The organism is Pseudovibrio sp. Ad5 (assembly GCF_001623095.1).
Lineage (GTDB): Bacteria > Pseudomonadota > Alphaproteobacteria > Rhizobiales > Stappiaceae > Pseudovibrio.
In genome coordinates this window covers 426,654-445,149 of sequence record NZ_LMCH01000015.1, presented here as the reverse complement: position 1 = coordinate 445,149, position 18,496 = coordinate 426,654, and the positions used below count along the sequence as shown (strand labels likewise).

Annotated in this window: 19 protein-coding genes; all 19 read right to left on the bottom strand. The window is 52.6% G+C overall.

Annotated elements, in window-relative coordinates; genetic code table 11:
• Nucleotides 1-14: 14 nt before the first annotated feature.
• Entirely contained in the window at nt 15-1,247 is a 1,233-nt protein-coding gene (locus PsAD5_RS10645) for a hypothetical protein (protein ID WP_063292091.1), read from the bottom strand.
• Between the two features lie 76 nt (nt 1,248-1,323).
• On the bottom strand, nt 1,324-1,821 hold the full coding sequence (locus tag PsAD5_RS10640) for a hypothetical protein (RefSeq protein WP_063288684.1): 498 nt from the start codon (nt 1,819-1,821) through the stop codon (nt 1,324-1,326).
• A 1-nt stretch (nt 1,822) separates the two neighbouring features.
• Nucleotides 1,823-3,601: a hypothetical protein gene (locus PsAD5_RS10635; RefSeq protein WP_063292090.1), complete on the bottom strand. Its 1,779-nt coding sequence runs from the start codon at nt 3,599-3,601 to the stop codon at nt 1,823-1,825.
• A 12-nt stretch (nt 3,602-3,613) separates the two neighbouring features.
• Nucleotides 3,614-6,805, bottom strand: coding sequence for a DUF4815 domain-containing protein (locus PsAD5_RS10630; protein WP_063292089.1), 3,192 nt, complete (start codon nt 6,803-6,805; stop codon nt 3,614-3,616).
• Nucleotides 6,806-6,816: 11 nt separating this feature from the next.
• A complete protein-coding gene (locus PsAD5_RS10625) occupies nt 6,817-7,926 on the bottom strand; it encodes a hypothetical protein (protein WP_063292088.1) in 1,110 nt (369 codons plus the stop codon).
• Complete coding sequence (locus PsAD5_RS10620; RefSeq protein ID WP_063292087.1) at nt 7,923-8,771, bottom strand: baseplate J/gp47 family protein; 849 nt, start codon at nt 8,769-8,771, stop codon at nt 7,923-7,925. The genes PsAD5_RS10625 and PsAD5_RS10620 overlap by 4 nt, the downstream gene beginning before the upstream one ends.
• A 5-nt stretch (nt 8,772-8,776) precedes the next feature.
• Nucleotides 8,777-9,181, bottom strand: a complete 405-nt coding sequence (locus PsAD5_RS10615) for a GPW/gp25 family protein (RefSeq protein WP_063292086.1) — start codon at nt 9,179-9,181, stop codon at nt 8,777-8,779.
• A 1-nt stretch (nt 9,182) separates the two neighbouring features.
• A complete protein-coding gene (locus tag PsAD5_RS10610; RefSeq protein ID WP_063292085.1) occupies nt 9,183-9,389 on the bottom strand; it encodes a hypothetical protein in 207 nt (68 codons plus the stop codon).
• Nucleotides 9,390-9,400: 11 nt separating this feature from the next.
• Nucleotides 9,401-9,964, bottom strand: coding sequence for a phage baseplate assembly protein V (locus PsAD5_RS10605; RefSeq protein ID WP_063292084.1), 564 nt, complete (start codon nt 9,962-9,964; stop codon nt 9,401-9,403).
• Complete coding sequence (locus tag PsAD5_RS10600; RefSeq protein WP_063292083.1) at nt 9,957-10,694, bottom strand: hypothetical protein; 738 nt, start codon at nt 10,692-10,694, stop codon at nt 9,957-9,959. Before PsAD5_RS10600 ends, PsAD5_RS10605 begins: the two co-directional genes overlap by 8 nt.
• The gene (locus PsAD5_RS10595) at nt 10,691-11,068 is read right to left on the bottom strand and encodes a hypothetical protein (protein WP_063292082.1); all 378 of its coding nucleotides are present in this window, start codon (nt 11,066-11,068) and stop codon (nt 10,691-10,693) included. Before PsAD5_RS10595 ends, PsAD5_RS10600 begins: the two co-directional genes overlap by 4 nt.
• 49 nt (nt 11,069-11,117) lie before the next feature.
• Complete coding sequence (locus PsAD5_RS10590; RefSeq protein WP_063292081.1) at nt 11,118-11,549, bottom strand: hypothetical protein; 432 nt, start codon at nt 11,547-11,549, stop codon at nt 11,118-11,120.
• 9 nt (nt 11,550-11,558) lie between these two features.
• A complete protein-coding gene (locus PsAD5_RS10585) occupies nt 11,559-12,581 on the bottom strand; it encodes a major capsid protein (protein WP_063292080.1) in 1,023 nt (340 codons plus the stop codon).
• A gap of 43 nt (nt 12,582-12,624) precedes the next feature.
• A complete protein-coding gene (locus PsAD5_RS10580) occupies nt 12,625-12,993 on the bottom strand; it encodes a head decoration protein (RefSeq protein ID WP_063292079.1) in 369 nt (122 codons plus the stop codon).
• A 65-nt stretch (nt 12,994-13,058) separates the two neighbouring features.
• The gene (locus PsAD5_RS10575) at nt 13,059-14,084 is read right to left on the bottom strand and encodes a head maturation protease, ClpP-related (RefSeq protein WP_063292078.1); all 1,026 of its coding nucleotides are present in this window, start codon (nt 14,082-14,084) and stop codon (nt 13,059-13,061) included.
• Nucleotides 14,085-14,092: 8 nt separating this feature from the next.
• Nucleotides 14,093-14,317 (bottom strand): hypothetical protein, encoded by a 225-nt coding sequence (locus PsAD5_RS10570; RefSeq protein WP_063292077.1) that lies wholly within the window; start codon nt 14,315-14,317, stop codon nt 14,093-14,095.
• Nucleotides 14,314-15,948 carry a phage portal protein gene (locus PsAD5_RS10565; RefSeq protein WP_063292076.1) on the bottom strand — a complete coding sequence of 545 codons (1,635 nt, stop codon included), beginning with the start codon at nt 15,946-15,948 and terminating at the stop codon, nt 14,314-14,316. Before PsAD5_RS10565 ends, PsAD5_RS10570 begins: the two co-directional genes overlap by 4 nt.
• A complete protein-coding gene (locus PsAD5_RS10560) occupies nt 15,945-18,029 on the bottom strand; it encodes a phage terminase large subunit family protein (RefSeq protein ID WP_193778146.1) in 2,085 nt (694 codons plus the stop codon). Before PsAD5_RS10560 ends, PsAD5_RS10565 begins: the two co-directional genes overlap by 4 nt.
• Entirely contained in the window at nt 18,004-18,306 is a 303-nt protein-coding gene (locus PsAD5_RS10555) for a hypothetical protein (protein WP_342585846.1), read from the bottom strand. The genes PsAD5_RS10560 and PsAD5_RS10555 overlap by 26 nt, the downstream gene beginning before the upstream one ends.
• Nucleotides 18,307-18,496 lie beyond the last annotated feature (190 nt).

The window sequence follows — 18,496 nt, the reverse complement described above, 5'->3', positions numbered from 1 at the left end:
TCCAGTAAAGAGGATTAAACAACAGCGCGCAAACGCGCCAGAATGTCTTTGATCAAGCCTTCGGTTGCGGGGCGATAGCGGCGCAGCTCAAAATCAGCCCGCTTGAAGGCGCTTGCAGTTTCCTGACCAATCTCAAGCTTGATGTGACCAAGCTCGATGGATTCAGGCTGGTTCTTATCTGCGGTGAACATCTCGGAGGCTGGCGTATAGCCGAGGATATGCTCGTTTTGCTTCAACCCACGCAGCTCACCAATGATTTCACGGACCCAGCTTTCAACCCGTTGCGCTGTCATCTTCTTGCCCAAGTGGCGCCGGGTGATCTTCATCATCTGTGTGACGATGTAGTCAGAGCCGCGCAACTGATGCAGCTGCGGCCACATAGCGTCGGTCTGCGCCATGTCAGTACCAAGGAAAGTAAAGCCACCATCAGCAACCGCGCCATAAACGCCAATCTCTCCTTCCGCAGCAATCGCCACATCAGCAGCGAGTAGGCGCTGGCCTTCCTTAGAGCCATCAAGGAAGTTGAAAGGGATTTTCCGAGATAGACCGGCAAGGCCAAAGATAGGCTCGTTGCAGATTGTCTCGAATGGCATGTTGCCATTGTTGGTATCTGCACGAACGATCAGGCCAGCAACACGGGATGCCATAGGGCGAGTAACGACCGCATCACCTTCCCAGACACGCGCAGCCACACCAACCGGCATCAAGCGACCTGAAGCCATAGTTTCGCGTGCGTCAATGGCATTGTCTGCGCTGGTTGGGTCAACATCTACCGGTGCAACAGCGAGGATCTTGCCGATGTTCGCTTCCAAAGCTGCCACAACTGGACTGACTGTATCCAGATCAGGACGCCATGCAGTTGAACCAGCAACCACAATGCCAGGTGTTGCATTGACCGCAGTAGGGATCTCAGTAATCGAGTTGATGATAGCAGCGATTGCAGCAGCGCTGGCCTCAGGGGTCGCTCCCTTTTTTGCTCGAACAATGGTGACATCAGCAGAACGGTCAAGCTGGTTGAGCTGGTCCTGAATCCCGCGAATATGATCCCGCAAAGGGCCGGTTCCGAGAGCTGCAACCGCGTCCTTGTCGCTGGACGAGATGCGCTTTGCTGTATCAATTGGAAACTCTGTGCCAGAAGCATCATCAGAGCTATCGATCACCACAACTTTGGATAGATCGCCTTCAGAAACCGGAAACGGATCATCCGATTTGTAAGAGAATTGCATGCCGATTGTGGGCGCGCTCATAGACATTTCTCCATGAAAAAACCCGCTCCGGGGATACCGTGCGGGTGGGTTAAGTCTTGATTGATTGGAGGGCTGGTTAGCTCAGCTCTTCCATAGCCTCAGATAGGGTCTTGGTCAGATCCCATAGGATGTCTTGTGACGGGTCCGGAACCGGGTCGAGCTGCTGGATTTGAGCGGAGCGGGTTACGATACTAGCGCGGTACTTGATTGCTGCATGATAGAGCGCTTGCACCTTCTCGCGAGTATCAAGCACGAGCAACACGCCTTCAGCAGTAACCGCCTTCACTTGAGACGCCTCAGGCAGTCCAGCATCAAACCCGTCCAGCATTTCACTCAAGCGACCAACCGACTCCAGATCTGTTTTGAACTGAGTGCCGTTAATCTGGGTGCCTGTTTGTATCCGCCGCTCAGCTTCTTCAGAAACATCAGTCGCCTCAAATGTGCGTGGAGGCTCTTCGTATAATCGCCAGTTCCCCTCGCCAAAGTTTTCCTCTAGCCACTTGGTATCACCATCAAAAACAATCGTGTTTTCGACTTCACCGGTGTCACTATTCAAAATGTCATAATCAGGCACATCAATACTCCCAAATCACAACGCCGCCTTTGCGTGCGGCACCTATTGCACCAGTACCCCAGAAACTAGCCGGGGTTGTCGGATCTCCGCCGTTTCCGTCTCTCCCGCGGGCTACTGTCGTTGTGAATGCTGCATCATGCCCAGATGCATTGCCGTTACCGCGAACACTCAAGGTGTGACCGTCATATTTAAATGTGCAGGTCTTCGTTTCATTGCTTCCGATAGAGACGGTTCCGGTGCTTGGACCGTCGCGCAGATCAAAGATCTTTACAACGGTAGCGCCCGCATATCCGGAGTCATTATTGTACGAAGGTCTTCCTGAAGCGGTCAGAAAGACCACGGCTGTTTTTGATTTAGAGTGCTTTGTCCATGTTCCGGTACTACGCGCAGTTACCTTCAAAGGACCGCCGCCACCGAGTCCAGCTGCTTCCATTTTTGACGCCAGATTACCTTCGTCAATGGCCTCTTTGCCATCAATCAAGGTTTTGCCGGTCAATCGGTTTTCCTGAACACCTTCTTGGACGATACCGACGCGTTTTTTGCCATCCCAGTTACCATCATAGTTTTGATAGAGCGCAACCGGGTCGTTTTCGATTGTCCCATCATCATAGTCCATGTGGGTGTATATACCGCGAGCATCGCCCACTCTCGCATTAGCGTGGTTCGGGTTGATGCCAACATGCATACCTACGCAAACGCCTATCCGGCCCGAACCGTTGAAAAAGGAGTAACTCCTTGCTCCATAGGCATAATCAACACTCCCCGTGGAATTGGTATCAGTTCCACACTGAGAGTACGAACCTCCCATGCTTCGAACTTTAGAAGAGCCGCGATGTCGAGTCGACAACAACCCCCCAAAAGCTTCGTACGTTTTTCCTTGCGAACCGCCGTCAATATACGAGAAAGACTTTAACCCGCGTTTTGTGAAGCGCTTGCCGGTATCTTCAGAAGCATTAGCTGGAGCATATTGCTTGTTTTCAAGAACCAGACTGTCGCTAAATCTGTTTGCAGAAATGTTTTCTGTGTTTTCTGACATGTTGCGATAACGCGCTAACCATCGGTCAGAAGATTTCATGGACCAGTCCGTATCCAACAGGTCAAGGCGCTTCGCTACGAATTTTGTATTCCCCACGGACTTGTAAGGACCATCAGAAACAAAGTGCCATGCATTGTCGCTATCATCATGCCAAAAGTGGTCAATGTTCTCACCTGATCTATCGGCAAATTCACCTTCTGAATCATTCGCAATGATGGCTTTGTTGTTGAGATATAGATCCCCAAGAACCGAAAGCGCTTTTCTGAACTTAGCGTTCTTCGTTGCATCAGCGAATTTATTGAGATCAGAAGCCTTTGCCAGTGTTGCAAGTTTGGTTGAAAGACCTTGAACATCACCTATCGGGTGTTCGTGATCCCCACTCGCCAGCTGCGACACAATATTATTGATCTCCGCGACTGAATAGCCGCGCTGCCCCAATGACCACTTTCCTGCAATAAACTGCAAGATGGAGTTTTCAGGAGCATCCGTCACATCAACATCAGAAAGATCATTGAGTTTGTGCGCGTGATTGGCCAAGGCAAGCAGGGCTAATGCCTCTGCCAGTCCATTGATCTTGGCCATCTCATGAGAATGTCCGGCAGTAGCAAGGCTCGCCAAAGTGACTGCAACCTCACCCAGGCGAGCATCAAATGCTTTCACGAACTCATTGATCTTTTTATGATCCTCGGAGACATTCTCTTCGCTGTCGAGCAGTGGCAGGTTTAGATTTGGCGTTGTTTCCATTGATCACTTCTCCTAGATGGTCGCAACTGCACGCAGGTCTTCCAGAACCGGCCTTGCCTTCGGATTGCCAGTTATGGTGATTTTCACGGCTGTCTGGCTGCCAAGGTTTTGGTCCAGTTCATAGGTGGCATCCACTGTGCCCGCCGCATCCAACACTTCACCGGTCTTGTAAGGAGCCTCAACAAAATCTCCTGAACTGTTCTTCAGGAATACTTTTGCTGAGGCGCCATTTGGTAGAGTTCGTTTGACCCGAACCGGGAAGCGGCTTGCATTGCCGGTCTGGAAGGCAACGCCGATATAGTCAGCGGTTTCAGCAAGCTTACCTGCCCGTACCTGAACACCGGGGAAGAGCCGAGGGCTTGCGGTTCTGGTCCCCTTCAAGATTGCTGCAATACTGACAGTTTCCTTCACCCATTCATCGAACTGCACACCGGCATAGGCCGCTGTCCGGATCTTTGATCCATCTGCACGAGTGATTTCAAATGTAATGGAACACCCCGTTTCAGGAGTATCGACAGCCGCCGCAATCATCAGATCAGAACAACGATCCAGATCCACGTTCCCCAACTCGACGCGCTTGGTGGTCTGCGTAAACTCAGCCGCATCTACGCCGCACGTCAGGTCAGAACCATGCACCGGAAGATAGGTTGAGTTGTTCGAGCTCTCAATCTCTGTGCCGACGGTGTAAGGGTTCACACCGAGGAAGCTCTGGTTTTTCTCGTCAAACTCACCAAGCACCGCAGCTGAGATCGAATGCTCATTATCGGGAGTGATCGCAATGAACGCATATTCCCGCGTAGAAAGCAGATAAGGCAGAGATGGAAACGGACATGGTGTCCACTTATTCAGCTCTACCTTGGACATGTCGATGACAGCTTGAGCAAGAATTTCATCAGTAGGAAAACCCGCTCCATTGGTAGCCCGCAACTCAACCACAACAGGCGTGTTTGGATTACCGATCTTGCAGAACCAGAGCTTTACTTGCGCAATATGCCTGTTACCCGCTGGCAAGCTAAAGGTTTGCCCTCTTGGATCGCGGTTTCGCGTAATGATGCGCGTCACCGTGATAATCTGAGGCGGTGGTGGTGGCGGAGGAACGAGAACAAGTGTTGTTACCCGCTGCATTGTTTGAGTGGTGACTTTGCCCTCACCCACAAAGCGAGCAAACGCCTCAGAGCCACCCACACCAAATGCTTCAACCAGCTTCTCACCAGCTGCATGCTTTTTGGCTGGAATGCTCAAGGTAAGCGTTAGCTGTCCATCACCGGCAGCCGCTGGTTTTTGCGCTGGCGTCATGTCCACATTATCAAACATAATGCGGTCAAGGATCTCTCCCCCACCGAAGCCTTCAATCGTGACCGTGATATCAATTGCCCGCAAAAACTTGGCGTTCTCTTCAGCAGTCCCAACCACCTGTTGCTCAGAGGTAGAAGAGGCCTCAGGCCCGAACACCTCATGGGTCACATCAGACGCCCAAACCTCATCAACATCTGTCCAGAAGTCCTGTGAGGGCTCCAGCTTCATTGAAGCCGGGAATGGTTCATGACTGGCAAAGCGGTTGATCAGCTTACACGTGGTGCTGAGCGGCTGATCAATCACATTTTCCAGCTTGTACGGAAGCATCTCCACGCCCGTGTTGTTGAGGTCATGGATGGTGACGTCCAAGGGCAGCGTGAGCATTCCGTTGCGGACTGCTGCGTTTTGCTGAGCGCCAAGATCACGCCAGCGATCATCGGCAAACGGATCAACAAAGATCCCGCGCTTTGCAGCTGGTTCCTTGTCGTGAATATCAAGTTGCAAGCGGTTCAGAGCAATCAGATCGCGAGAACTATTGAGGAGCTGCACAACCTCCCAAAGCTTGTCATAAGTGATGTTGTGAGTGCCATCATTCTTAACCAAAGGCAGCCCGTCAAAGTCGTTGTAGACGGTTGCCAGTTTCAAAAGGTTGTCAGGGGTTTGAGGAGCAACTGCACGTGCAGAAGATTGGCCTTCCACATAAACAGCGTTTCCGGTCTGATCCAGACAAACCAGATCTACACGCGGCAGCTTGCGCTTATAAATTACGACCACCTCGCCGCCCGTGCGCCCACCTGTCAACTCGATATCATGAGCCGATACGGTCACAGGCTGAACAGAGTCCCGATAACGATATTTGCAGTGATAACTGGACCCGGGTGATGGCTCATCTCCGGCCAATGACCAATCAACCTTATCGGCAGTCAGCTGGTAGTCAGTACCCCTCACGAATGTTTTGCTGCCTTGTTTGATCTGAACGATCTCTTTCAGGCTGTCATTTTGGAGTGTATCGGAGCCGTTGATAATCTGGCTGCGTGTGACATCCTCCGTGACTTCCTTTTCAAGCTGAATGTTGACCAGCTCATCAATCGGCCCATAGTGGAGGCGAAACTTCTGCTTCTTGTTGGATGCAACGGTGTAAGTGTGCTGCTCACCGTCAATCTGGAAAGTGTCCCACTTCTCTTCGATCTCAAGGCGCAAGGCATGCTCACGGGAACGTTTGAAGCCTTTGATATTGCCGGTGCCCGCGGCAATGGAAAAGACCACATTGCCGTTAGATTTCTCAATTGCAGTTACGCGGCAACCCTCATCAATGTAGTTGCCATTTGCTCCAAAATCCTGCGCCGCAGATACCTGTGCAACCTGGCTCATTTCGGCAGGCGGCGTCTGGTCTAGCGGTGTGCCTTTTACCAGCGTGTAAACCGGGTAAAGCTGACCTTCTGCGCCATCTCCCGCATAGCCCCAGACAAGGCGGGTAACGATCCTTGAAGCCCCCTTCTCGCCTTCCGCTTCTGTACCCGGCTTTAAACCTGCAAGCGTTGGGTCATCCTCGGAGTTGATCACGGTAGAGCTTACGCGCACACCAACAATCAGGTCAGTAGTCAGATCGACACCTTCCAGAACAGCTGCACCAACCGGACGCACATCGCCTGCCACATAGACAGTCCCACCACCAAGAAGGATTCTGCTTCCTGCCCGGTCAATCTCAATGGCCGCGCCGGACTTACGATCACCATCGCGAGAAACGGTATTGCCAATGCGCTCAGACTGGCGGCGTGCAATACCGAACGCATCATTAAGATCGGTTCCGGTGATAAAGACTTCCTCAGGCCAGACAGCTGCGGAATCGTTTTGGCGCTCAGGCGTGCGATCATGCGCGCCTGGCACGAGTGGATGTTCAAAAGCCATTTGAGTGGTCCTTATGCGAAGCTCAGGAGAACCTTTACGCGAGTGCGCTTGGTGAGCCGCAAATCAGTTGTAAGCGCCTGCGAGCAGATAGCTGCAAACGGTGTTTCGATCTGGTCAGGTAAAAGCCAGCGCTTTCCTTGTGGCAGGTCCGCTTTTGGCGTGGCTCCAAACAACAGAGCGACGGAGGCACATTCCTCGCCTGCCCCTTCCCCAAATCCGGTGAGCGCTTCCACATAAACGCGCTGCCCTTGATCGTGGGGAGTGATCTGCTCAGAGCCGATCTTGTAGGTGATGCCGGGGGCAACTTGATGCAAAGCCTTAAAGCGCCTTGCCCCAATCATGGAACCATCAGCACGGTAAAAGCCCATGTAGCCACCGAGCAGAGCTGTTTGGCGGGCCATAACACGCAACTTAGCGCCGACACCCAAATCCTGCCACGAGGTTTCAACCTCGCTCCATGGAGCTGCCAGTTCTTCCCAAGTCACACCGCCCGAAGAGGTGTCGATATAAACGCCGATTGCTTGCTTTTCAGCAGCGGTAAGCGCCCTTTGAAACTCATGGCTAGTGCCAAAGCTCCATTTGGTTGGAACCTCTCCCACCCGTGCCCCGGAGTGCGAAGACAAAAGAGCATTCCCAAGTTTTGAGTAAGACAGCTCAGCTGCGCGGATATCATAGCCATTGAAGGCCCGCATTACCTTGGTGCGCCGGGAAACAGATAGCCCGACAACCCCGGCAATGCGCGGCAGATCTTCCTCGCTGCGTGGGAGCCGGTTCAGTGCCAGCTGATCCCAATGCCATTTACGACGCCTGCTTGGCGCTTGTTCCAGGAGCCCACCATAGTCGATGAAGCCAAGCCCCTTGTACACAGCTGCTTCAAAGCCGCGAATGCGCAGCCATTCAAGCCCCTCATCATAGAGCTGATAGATGTTGTCTACATAAGGGCTCAGGATACCAAGGCCGGTTTCCTGTATCAGGTGCGGCATGATGCGTGGCTGCGGGTTTTGCCACTTCATGCCCATGTTGTTGTAGTGCTGGCGAACGACCTCAAGGCCTTCGTGATTGGTCTGCGAGATCGCCTGCATCCAAGGCGTGGCATTGGCCGGCAAAAGAATTTCAGTCATCGCCCGCGCCCCATGGAAGTGATCGAGATTGAACCAAGCGCAATGGCCTCGTTTGGATCCGCGACCACATCAACGAAAGGCGCTTCTACGATCACGTTGTTAATCCCATCCCCCATGGCCGTGTTGATCAGCCAAGCTCTTGTGAGATCAAGACCAAGACGCTCTTCCGCCTCCCACGCAGCCCGCAGCTTTGCCTCCAGCGCTTCCAAGGCAGAATTACGCGCGTGCTCTTCAAGTTGAACCTGAAGGGCCACATCAATGGTCTTGGTCACAGCTGAAACGACAATGAACCGGTCAGAGGTGACTTTGTTGGCTGGTTGGATCAGGTGCCCCAGAACAGCTTCAAGAAGTTCATCGCTTGCGTGGCCTCCCGGAACGGCTGACAGCACACCGACATAGAGCGTGGGATCAATGCCGTTGTCCCAGATGGCGACACCCTTCACATCAAGATGGGCATCCATAGAAAGCGCTTTGTATCGCTCCTCAGGGCCGCCACCAGAACGCCCGACAATGTGAAGCTTGATGCGTGTGCGAAACCGGTCATCTTGCTCGCTCTGCATGCGCGTAACGCCATAAAAAACCGCCAAAACATCAAGCGCTACGCCATACGCGTAATCCACGAAGTAGAGAACAAACTTCTCATTCCCCAGCTGCAGAAGATAGACCACCAGATAAACCAGTTCTTCCTGCAAGATTTTGGCAGGGTCTGTTTCAAGGCCTTCTACGGTCCATGGGATTCCGGCTGCATCAAACTTGGATTTCAGGCGGTTCAAAGATGCTGCAAGGATGGCCTCATAGTCGATATTCTCGATCAACTCAGGTGGTGGAAGCTTGGTCTGGCCCATGTGGCTTAACTTTCCAGTGTTTGCACCTTCCCATCCCGAAAAAACAGGCCGAAGGAAATAGAGCGTTCAACGGTATAATCTGGTGGTGAAAGGTTTGCTTTCGGGCGAAAATCCGCCTCTATAGTTAGGCCAACGTTCCCTAAGCGAACTTGTTCTACGGTGCCTTGCGGTGTCAGGCGCCTCACCTTGAACCGGGGCTCCCACCGGTCAATGGCTACAGCTATCAGCTGCATGAAGACTGCAAAGCGCTTCGGGGTAAGCTTCTTACCCAAGATCTCGACAAAGCCAGCCCCGAACTGCCTGCGCATCACCCGAGAATAGAGCCGGGTTCCAAGGATGACTTCTACCCCTTGGAGCGCTGATTGCAGATTAGAGATCGGCTGCCCAGTGTGCCTGCTCAATCCCGTCATATCAGGCCCCAGTCTTGGTAGGTGCCTTACTGCGACGCTTGCGGGGTGCCTTCTCTTCAGCGGCGTCTTCATTGGCAAGGCTAGCGGCGGCGATTGCCACGTAGTAGTCAGCGGCCTGCTCGGTCATCTCAACAATGCGGTCCTCAGGAACGCGCTCACCATCGATCGTGTCCGCACCCTCACGAATGCGGTATCTTTGCTTCGTCATGTCTGGAGTCCTTAATTAGGGCCTTTGGTGTCAGCTAGTCCCGGCGAAATACCGCCGTGTGTGTGCGTTGAGCCAACGTTCTTGTCATCGTGTGTGACCTTCCCGCCCTGAGTAGCAACACCATCACTGCTGATAATATGCTTCACGCCACCGACGGTGATTTCAATGCTGTTCTCAGCTGAGATCTGGAACTTGCCGTCCTTGATCTGAATACGGACACCAGCATCCTGAAAAACGTTTGCTTGCATGTCTGAGTTGGGTGTTTCGTGGCCGTCGCTATATCCACCTGGCAGTACTAAACCTTGTCGGGGATCACCGCTTGGATTGAGCATCCCCACCATCTGCCCAACTTTTAGCGGAATGGAAGTCTTGGAGGTTTCTGGATGCGGTTTCCAAGGTGAGAGATAAGGGGTGCCTTCTTCATCCTCTCCCAGCTTGATACGGTAGCCCTTCTTCGGATCAACTGCGTGAACCGGCCCGACCTGTATCATCTCCGCTATCACTGATCTTAAAGTTTCCAACTCGGCCTGCTGTTGCGTGAGAAGCTCGGTGATGACGTCCCACTGGTCATCCATCTTGAACTGCCTCGTCTAATCCGAGCGTCTCGATTTGGTCAGGATGCATACCGTTCTCCATTCTGAACACATCAAGCGGAGGCGCTTCCGGCTCTAAGGCAGCGTGCATCAAGTCAGCTTTAGCGGCTATGCTCGGATCACCACTCCCCTTCATAAGCGCAAACAGTTCCCCGAATGGGTTTGAGAGCACTTCAGCACCGGTTCTCGGCTCTTCCAAAAGCATGCACTTGAGTTCAAACTGGTGAGCTGCGAGCCGCAATCCATCCTGCTCGTTTGCAATGCGGCCTTTTTTGAAGCTGGTCACCCCCATCAAGAGTTCTCGGAACATCTTCACATACGGATCTCTAGTATCTGATAGTGCGTTGAGGATCTCGCGACCAATGAGATCAAGCTTGAACTCCATGTTGGCATCAGTAACCGGAATATCCTGCACGATGACAGCTTCGCCTGTTTCATCATCTTTGACGGACATTGAAGAGGTAATGCCCCATTCGAAATAGATTTTGGTGTCAGCTTGGCCGAGCAATTCCAGACTATTGCCGCTCGCCTGCATGTCTGCCTCGTCAGTATAAACAGTCAAGAAAGGTTGTTCTTGGCTCGTTTCTGGCAGGCCATCCTCATTGAAATTGAGTGCACCAAAAGCCGAATCCTGAACATTATCACCCACGCTTGTTTTGCCCTTAAGGGCTTCGCAGAGGCAGTGCCGTGCGGCAATTCTAACGAGGCTCATGCTTCCCCCAGCTCCAGTACAATGCGCATTTCATCTCGATAACTTGCGTGCAGGACATCAAACCAAGGCTTTCCATCGCGTGTAATTGCCCTGATGGTGTCGCCCTTTTTGATCTCAGGGCCGGTGTAAAGCGACTTTGCGATATGCAATTGAGTCTTCGTCGAGTTGACGCGGCCACGCCATTTCAAAGCATCGCCACCGCTCAAGTTGGTGTTGCGAACATTGCCTACTCTCAAAATCGCTTGGATTGTCGTGTTCCCGCGTGATTGGTCTTGTCTGCCATCCTGCAAAAATTTGAGCTCGATAGTTTCCGCCCATCGTTCATCTGCGGTCTTCACTACTTTCTCAAAATGTTTCTTCGTTTCAGGTGTCATGGCTTGGCCTCATAAAGCGAAAAGGCGCGAGTTTCCTCGCGCCTTTGTTTTATTGTGCTTCGGCGGCTTCAATAGCCGCTTGGTACTCTTCGACGGTCCAGTCTTCGTCTGGCGTAATGCCAAGCTCTTTGGCTTTGGTGTCGAGGTCATCAAACTGAGCCCGAACCAGATCGCGAACTTTCTCACGAAGGGTTTCAAGACCAATGTTTTTAGGCGGACGGTAATCAAGCTTTTCAGCTTCTTCACGCAGCTCGTCCATGGTCATGGCGCTATAAGCGCCTTCCCCACCCTCATCAGCTACCGGCTCGGTGTCTGGCTCATCAGCTTTATATGCAAGACCATCATCAATCAGGCTTGTTGCATACGACGCTGGAACCTTAACAGCTTCACCGGGCTCAACAGTGACGACGTCGTCCTTGCCCACGACCTCTCCGGGGATCATGAGCCCAGAAAGGTTTGCAATCCACATAGCTTTGGTCATCGTGCCCCCTTACTGGCCCGGAGTGTAGTTCTGAAGGCGAATTTTTCGCAGGACGCCGGGGTTTGTACAGAGAGACATGGCGTTCATCTGAACCTCAATGGAGCGGCCCTTACCGTTGGGATCAGCGTACTGTCGAAGGTAAAGCGGCAGGCCTTCGGTGTTCACCGTATCTTCGTAATCAGCTGGACCGAAACGAGTGATAAACAAATCAGGCACGCCAAAAGGAACAATGCGAGCCTCATTGTGGGCAATATAAGTGCCCCCACCGGCTTCTCTCGCTTTACGGCCCTGCTTATAGCGTTCAAACTTGAAGCCACCGAAATCAAACTTATCCGGGGCGGCGTTCCGTAACTTCCCAGCCGAAGATGTATTTAGGAAAGTCTCCCGAACCTCAGGACGGTTCCAGATCCATTCATGAAGGTTTCGGCCAGAGAACACATGCATATGCCCGTATGCCCGATCAAGGTCATCTTCAATGCCATACAGCGCATGCATCATGAAAGAGCCAAGGTTCAGATCTTTGTCATCATGATCAAGATCCAATGGCGCTGGAATTGCATAGCCAAACTTGGCATAGAGGTTTGCTAGCGTCTTGCCATTGCGTGTCAAGACAATGCCGTTAAGAGCACCCATACGCTGATGCTCCAGCGTATTATCAAGGTCGCGGTTATGTTTGCGGCCTTTCTTCACGACACGTTCCTGAAGCCGTTCCAACTGGTCATTTGTGCCAGTTTTTCGAACGTTCTGAATTTCGTCAGCCGAGATATGATCATTGCGCTCGTAGTGAGGGATCTTGAAGGACTCGAGGGTGCGATCTTCATCCCCGGTTGTTTCCCCAGGTCCACCACGAGCGGTCGGTTCGACCAGCTGCAAATCGTTGCCTTCGCGTTCAATGTCAATATAGGTGGTGTCCACCCCATCTTCTTCGAACAGGCCGGACTTGCCAATCTGATCAGGAACCGAAGGTTCTTCATTGATGGCAAGCGTAAGGTTGTGAACGCTAAAGCGGTCGTCATCCCAGATATCAGGCATTTAAGTCTCACATAATTGGAAGGAAAGTTGGTCTGATTGCGGTTTAGCGTGCGATCAGGCCAGAGGCCTCGAGCTCTGCTAGCTTTGCAGCTACTTTTGTGTCGTCATCAACGGATGCATCGAAGTTCAAAAGGACCTTTTTGACTTCTGCATCCCGGTGCAACACGACCGCTTCAACATCCTGCGACGTTGCATCAACAGCATGGGCAAGAACCGCTTTTGCCGTCTCTGAGCCATCGGCACCAGTTGCCGGAGATGGAACATACTTTTTGGAAGCTGTTTGCTTCCCGACCACAGTGGCAGCCTTCACCACGCCTGAGCCAGCAGCGATGGTCACGGACTCGCGAGAGCGGTTGCCGCTTGCTTCGGAAAGTAGAAAAGACCAGTCACGCTGGCGCATTTTCGTTGACATGCAAAACTCCATAAAAAAAGGCCGCGTATGCGACCTGCTTAAGCTTTGTTGCGGGTGAAGATGGCTTAGGAGGCCATCAACTCGCGACGCTTTTTGTAAATAGAACCAGCACTCATTGTCGGCTGTTGTGGCTTGTCTGTGCTGTCCAGACCGGCGCCTGTCTGTCGCATAGAGGAGTAATCGTTCTGCGATGGGTTGTTGTTGGAGTTTGGCGCAATGTCTTCCATCAAATCAAACTTAGCTTTGATCTGTTCGAAGTCCATGCCATCGGCCATGAAGGATTCTGCAAGTTTTGGCTGCTTCTGCGCCTGTGGTAGTTCCATCACTTGCTTTTGCAACTTCATGAAAGCTTCAACGCCTTCCTTGGTGCCATTAGCTTTGCCTTTAGCTTCCGCATCAGCCACCATCTGAGCAATTTCTTCGTCAGTCTTTGGCATTTGTGTCTGTTCCTCTTGAGTTGGGGGTGTTGGTACAGGCTCCCTGTCCCACATGTTCGTTAGAGCCATCGTCACCAGCTCCTTCGGAGCTTTGGAGTACTTGGTGTAATCAAACGGAGAGCACATAAGAGAGCTTACGCCCCCTTCATGTGTCGTCGCAAAGCCTGCGATTACCGCTTCCTCTCCAGTCATCCAAGTTTCAGCCTTCATGACCTCTCGGGCTTCCTCTGTGGTTTTCCCAGATGCTTTCGCGTAAAGCTTTGCATACTCATCCGCCTGCATGTCGAGAAGATCTGCTCCCTCTTTCAGGTCATGCGCCGTGCCCCAACCTCCAGAGGAAGGTTCATGTATCATCATCTGGGCACCAGCTTGCATGATGCGAACATCCGCACCCATCGCGATGAGCGAGGCAGCCGAAGCAGACATTGCATCAATCTGGACGGTGACCTGACCGTCATGAGCCTTTAAAGCGTTGTAGACCGCAATCGCGGTGATCGGATCACCACCACCCGAGTTCATTCGAACAGTTACATCCTTATCGCGTCCATGCTCTGCAAGTGCCTGAATGACATGCAGCGCAGTAAAGTACTCCTCGTACCAGTCGAGCCCAACGGCCCCATACATGAAGATTTGTCCGTCTCGATAAATGCCCATGTGCACCTCTAAGCTCTAATGCGGGCGGCGAAGCGTTTGCGTTTTCGTCTGCCCTGTTTGATCTCACACTGCGCTCTTGCGTGATTGAGATCACGGTCAATTCGGTTGAGGTCGGCATCGCGATACTTGACGAAGTCCTCACCAAAGCGACTTTCAGTGACCTGCTCACCGTTGCGCACGGCCTCATAGATTGCCTCCAGTTTTTCAACTTCGGCGCACCAGTCCTTGCTCATTCATCATCCCCAGGTTGCTTGGCTTTGGGCTTCTTAGGCCCGTCTTCGGATTGGCCGCTACCTCCCTGCACTTTTTCAGATGGATGCATGCGGCCCTGCTTCTTAAAGTCCTCGATCTCTTCATCGATTTCCCTTTGGATTTGGTCATAATCAACCCCATCCAAAGAGCATTCACGGCGGACCGATGAAACGCCATTTTCAAGACGTTTCTTACGGGCGCTTTCCTTCTTGTCATCGTCAGCTGTAGGCTGCGCCGGTCCGAGAACATCAACCTGGCTTATCTGTTCCCGGTTCGCCCGGAAGGCGGCATACCCTCCTTTGAACGGGATGCGAGCTTCTGCGACTTCTTCATCCAACCAGTTGGCGAAAGTCACTTTTGTAAGTGGGGCCACCACCCGGTCACGCCGTCGAGTCACGATGGGCCAGATGGTTGCATACTCCATTCTGACTGAGCTGTAAGTCGCTCCAGTGTGGTCCATCGTTACCGATGATGCGGTGGCGCCTATACGCCGGGCAACCTCTCTCAAGAGGTTTTGGAAGAAGGACACATAGTGCGGGTTTGGCGTTTTGCTTGAGTGAAGCTCAAACTCTTCTCCCGGAGCAAGGTGGTTGACCCTCACTCCATCAGAAAGGTTGATTGTTCCTTCCTGAAGGGCCTCAAGGCGTGACCGCCATAGGTTTGCAAGGTCTTCGCCGATATCTTCGTTGTCACTTCCATCAAGCGCCTGAAATGCTTGAAAGATATCTTCAGAGGCGTCGGGACTTTTGACTGTAGCCGCCATGATCGCCTGCGCGAGTGCAGTAGCAAGAGTCGCGTTTCCCAGCTGCTCCTGAAAGCTCATGTTGTTCAGAACTGCGGTCATCAGAGGGACACCGCGAGAGGCGTCAGGGTTCTCTGAGCGATCCATTAGCTGCACTACTTGACGCAAACCAAGGCCATCAAAGGCGTCCACATCGTGATCGATTAACCCGCCTATTTTGCCTTTGCGCTGGAACCTGTACTTCAGGTGTCGTCCGTTATCATCTTTGAAGATGCCATCTTCCAAACCAATCAACTGGCTGGTTTCCCACTTCAGTTTATGGGGTGAAACGAGCGAAATTTTAGTGCCGGTCCTGATGCCATACTTCTTACGCTCCGCAGGAGACATAAAGCTGAAAACGCCATATGCCTCACCTTTAGTTGCGTAGATCCGGCAAACCCCATCATCCATTTCAGCAAGCTTTTTCTGGCCTGCTAAATCGACTTCAAGCGGGTTGTTAGCGTAGGCGCGAAACTCCTTCTCAACGAGCTCCGCGAACTCCTTCTCTTCCTTCTTGTCGTACCCAAGCTTTGAGAGATCTGGCTTATAGTTGATCTTGAGCCCTTCCCCGATTGTATCGGTGATGACTTGATCAACTGCACCGGCGATCCACCCGCTGTTGTGCATGAAATCCGTCGCAAGGGCAGAAGCCCGCGCCGCCGCCGCTCTCACATCCTCGGACCCTGAGCGGATCGGGGCGGAGCGCTTTGCCAACACGCCAGATGGATCGCCACCAAGATAACGCATTGTCGAGCGCTGGCCGGTCTTCGCGAGCTGCCGGGTATTGGCAGGCACGCGGAACCGAGGTCGCGTTAAACCCTTGCCTGTCATTGAAATCTTCTCCGAAACTTGTTCTTAGGGCGGGCCGCCTTAGGTGCCGGTCGAGTAGTCCCACGACTGGCCTTTATTGGCGCTTCGGGTCTACTCATCTGTTTGGGTTCCTTAGGCTCGTTCGGCAATGCCGGTTTGGGTAGGCTCTGTTTACTGCCCGGTTTACTGATCAAACGATCAGGTAGTGATAGACGCGCGGCGGCTGCACAAACCTTGCAGTCCCACGCTTCGTTGCGGATGCCCTCTTCTTTCGGTTCCCAGCACCTCACGGGCTTGCCTGCGTGCTCTTTGATGATCGCCTGCTCTGCGGTCATTTGAGCGAAATAATCAGCTGGCAGGTCATCACAGGGGAAGTGAGTTGCGTTCGGCGTTGGCTCACCGTCTTCCGGCAGCTGAACCCCAAGCTGCAAGGCGATCAAGTCCTTTGCCGTATCAACCCCCACGATGTAGACATGCTCACCTGAGTTCTTGGTTCGAGATGGCGTTTTGGGCCAGATCTGGCGATGCCCGGCATTGTTCCCCTTGCCCTTGATTGCATAGATCCGGCGGTGCTTACGTTTCGCGCAGAACGATTGCACAATCGCAGCCCTATGACCTTGGGAGTCAATGCAGGTCGCTTTAATGGAAAGCCGCTTGCCATCCTCCCGGTAATAGACTTGGCGTAGCTCCCTATCAAATTCATCCCAAACCCGCTTGCCAGCTGTGTCACCGTCCAAAACGACATGCCGGATCACCCAGTTCTCATCATCCAGGCCATAGCCAACCACTGTCATCTCAATGCGGTCATCTTGCGTATCAGCACCCACGACAAGCAAGCGCACTCCCTCAGGTATTGCCTCATGGGAGTAGCCCTCAACCCGCTCTGCGAGCCCTTCAGCAGAAAGGGCAAGCTTGATACCCTTCACCACCTCGGCAAGCGCGGTGTTTGTCCACTTTCGAAGCATCAAAGGCTTCTTGTAGGAGTTAAGGAACTCCTTCACGACGTCAAAAAGGGAGTGTCTCGTAGAGTAGAGTTTGGAAACATGAAAGCCTGCATGCCCTTCGTAGTGCGAAGCTTTTTTGCATTCGGGACAATGTGAGCGCCCCTTCTCGTTCCAGTGCCCTGCACCACCCCATTCGAGCGGGTTATGCGTCTTCCCGCAACATGTGAAAGGCTTCGTCTGCCTCCAGCCATAATCTGTTTCATCTGCAATGCGCAGCAGCGCCAACTTGCGCTCTTTCTCACTCCACCCAGCCCCACACTTTGAGCAAAAGTACTGCGCAGTATTTGAAAGGTGGTTGCCGTTGTCGTCCTTGTCCCATTGAACAGTCTCGCGGGACCAATAGAGCGCCTGCTCTTCATCGCAATGAGGGCAGCGAACAAAGCATTTACGCTGATCACTGGCCATGTACTCATGATAGATCTTCGATGTTTCTTCGTCTGAAGGCGAACACACACGGACATTCAGACGGCGCTTGTTAAAGGTCGAGGATCGTTCCTCACCCAATGCCAGTGGGTCGCCCATACCGCCTGCATCTGCGGGGTAAAGATCAACCTCATCAGCGAGGGTAATGCGCTTGGGGCGTGACGCCAGATCAGTTGGGGAGTTAGCGCCCACGAAGTCCAATGCTCCGCCAGGGTACTCCTTGTGCTCCAGTGTTGTGCCTGAATCTCGTGACTTGGCGTCCGGTATCAACTCCCTCAGAACTGGTGTTGTATCGACGGTTTTCTGAAAGCGTTCCTTGGAGAACGAAACAGCAAGCTTCTGCGTAGGTTGAATGAACAAGATCGGCGACGGATCTTGATGTATATGGTAGCTCGCAACGTTCTGTAGAAACTCAGTTTTCATCAACTGAGTGCAGGCCATTGCTGTGAGAACTTGCGTATCCTTCTCTGTGACCGCCATCATGGGGCCAATCGAAACAGGAACACGTCTTGTCTTCCAACGCCCCGGATTGGCTGTATTCTCTCGGGCTACATAGCGGTATTCATCTGCCCACTCTACGAGGTTAAGCTTTGGTGGTGGCTTGAGATCGCGTTGCCTACATTCTGCGAAGACATCATCAATACGCTCACTAGCTATCGTCCGCCAATGCTTCAAGGATTTCACTCACTTTTGAAGAGAGGATCTCCTCAATGTCGGGAGCCTCAAGAAGTTCAAGGTCAGCAGAGATTTCACCGGGTAACGCAACAAAATTAGCTCTGATCTCTGAGTATTCCTTCGAGATCTTGGCCTTAACAATGTCGATTGGGATTGCAGTTCTGCGTAGCAGCTCAAGCTCAATTTCGGCCTTCTCTGCTGATGCATTGTCCTTGCGTATTTGCGCCCGTTCGCGCTCAGGTATCTTGTCTTCACCTAATGAGGACTTGCTGAACATCTCTCGCCAAGCAAACACCTCTGCAGTGTTGTAGGTCGTTAACTTCCCCGCCCCTTTATCATCATGGATCGGGCACCCCTTAGCCCTCCACCTATGGAGCGTCTGTCTGCTAATTCCAAAGACTTCACAAAGCTCCAAAGTGCTAACAATTTTGCCCAACACGTATCCTCACATAAAAAAGGCCGCAGTG